This window comes from Albidovulum sp. (assembly GCF_049646345.1).
Taxonomy (GTDB): Bacteria; Pseudomonadota; Alphaproteobacteria; order Rhodobacterales; family Rhodobacteraceae; genus Albidovulum.
Window position 1 is genome coordinate 1 of record NZ_JBARVQ010000357.1, and the last position, 1,822, is coordinate 1,822.

General features: G+C 64.5%; 1 protein-coding gene. It reads right to left on the reverse strand.

The window, feature by feature from the left end:
• Window positions 1-259: 259 nt before the first annotated feature.
• Window positions 260-1,621, reverse strand: a complete 1,362-nt coding sequence (locus tag WBB85_RS08930) for an IS5 family transposase (RefSeq protein ID WP_432638274.1) — start codon at window positions 1,619-1,621, stop codon at window positions 260-262.
• Window positions 1,622-1,822 lie beyond the last annotated feature (201 nt).

A 1,822-nucleotide genomic window follows, 5' to 3' on the forward strand; every position in this document is an offset into this window, starting at 1 on the left:
ACACGGGTTTGAAGCAGGTGCCGTGTCATGCAGCACGTGCCGACACGACAGCCCACGCTCGATCGCTAGACAGAGGCAGCCCCGCGACGAACCCTGGTCATGCGGTAGCCAACCCGCGGATAAGAGCCGGATCAACCGTCGTCCCTTGCCCTGTCGCCTGCCTTGGGCATCGATCAAATGCACGGCCGCGAAAGCGGATCGAAGACGTGCGCCTCGACGTTGACAGAGCGGACATAGTCGCCCGTGAAGATTCGCGCCGTCACGCGCGTTGAGTTTGCGGGGGCGGCAGCAGGTTTTCGCGGATGGCAGCCAGGGCCATCATGAGCACGCACAAGATTTCCCTCAGCCAGGCGAGAAGTCGGCGGAAGTTGTAGCCGACCGCGGCGAGCACCGCGTTGGCTGCGTCGCCGTGGGGTCCGATCAGGAAGTTCCGGTCCATGCGGTGGTCGTTCTTGAGGTGGCCTATCACCGGCTCGACCGCGGCGCGCCTTCGCAGCTCGCGCTTGATCGTCTTCGTCACGCCGCGCTTCTGCTCGCTGACGTAGACGCGCATGTTGTGCGGCGCTGGCGCGTTGTTCCCGCGATAGCCCTTGTCGGCGATGATGCGGCGGATCTCGTTGCCGATCAGGCCCTGGACGTGCGGGATCACGGTCTCGAGCGTGTGCCCGTCATAGGGATTGCCCGGCAGCGCCTTGGCGGCGAGCACGAACTGGCCTCCCGCCGAGGGCTCGACCGTCGTTGCCACCGAGACCTTGACGCCGAACTCGTAGGGTCTGTGCGCCTTGCCTTTGCCGATGCATTCGACCTCGGGCGCGTGGATCGAATAGACCTTCTGTCCGCGCTGGCCGCGTTTCTGGTCGTGCACGCGTTGGGCAAGAAACAGCTTCGGCCGGAAGATCTGGTTCAGCGACCTGTCGTGGCGCACCTGGCGGTCGATGTCGCGGATGACCCGGCCGAGCCAAGTGCGCAGGCTGCGCAGTTCGCGGCGCGCGCGGTTCCATTGTTTGGCGTGGGCGTATCGCTGGTATTTCATCAGCGCCCGTTTGCCGACCCTCGGATAGCCCTGGCGCAGTTGCACGCCGTGCTTCTTCGCGAGTTTGACCAGCATCACGCGCGCCCGGTTCAGGAGTTTCGCCTCGGTCGGGAACGTGATCGCCTTTTCCTGCACGGTCGTGTCGACGATGATCTTCTGGAGGTCCTTGACGTCGACGGCATTGGTCTTGACCGCGACCGACAGGCTCTCCTGCAGCAGCACCTCGAGCCGTTCCTCGCCCACCCGCTGCCGCCATCGCGTCATCGACGAGCGGTCGAAGGGCGCCCTGTGCCGGAAGTGTTCCTCACCGCAGAAGTGCTGGTAGTAGGGGTTCTCGACCCAGCGGCCGGTGAGCTCCTCATCCGACAGGTTGTGCATGTGCTTGAGGATGGCGAGGCCCGCCATCAGGCGTGTCGGAAGCGGCGGCTGGCCCGGGCCATCATCGTGCATCGCGCCGAGCCGGTCACCGATGGCCTGCCAGTCGATTAGGCCGCCGAGGTGCACAAGCTCGTGGCGCATGTCGATGATCTGGTCGAGCCGCGCCCGGAAGAGATCGTCCTGCCCTCTCGACTGCTCGCGCGGTTTCATGGCGGCCTCCCCCGTTCGATCCCGGTGAGGGAATCACGGTTCGCCCGGCAACGAAATCCCGCATCGCAATTTGCAAGGAAATGACCACCAAACCGCGGGGATCCTGCAACTCCCAGGCACCGCAAGAAGCCATTTTATCTGCAGGAACAGCCGCTTGACGAAACTTCACGGGCGACGACATAAGAGCCCGGATCATGCATC

Excerpts from the sequence above, each read along its gene's own strand:
- WBB85_RS08930 (WP_432638274.1), bottom strand. The coding sequence starts at position 1,621 with ATGAAACCGCGCGAGCAGTCGAGAGGGCAGGACGATCTCTTCCGGGCG.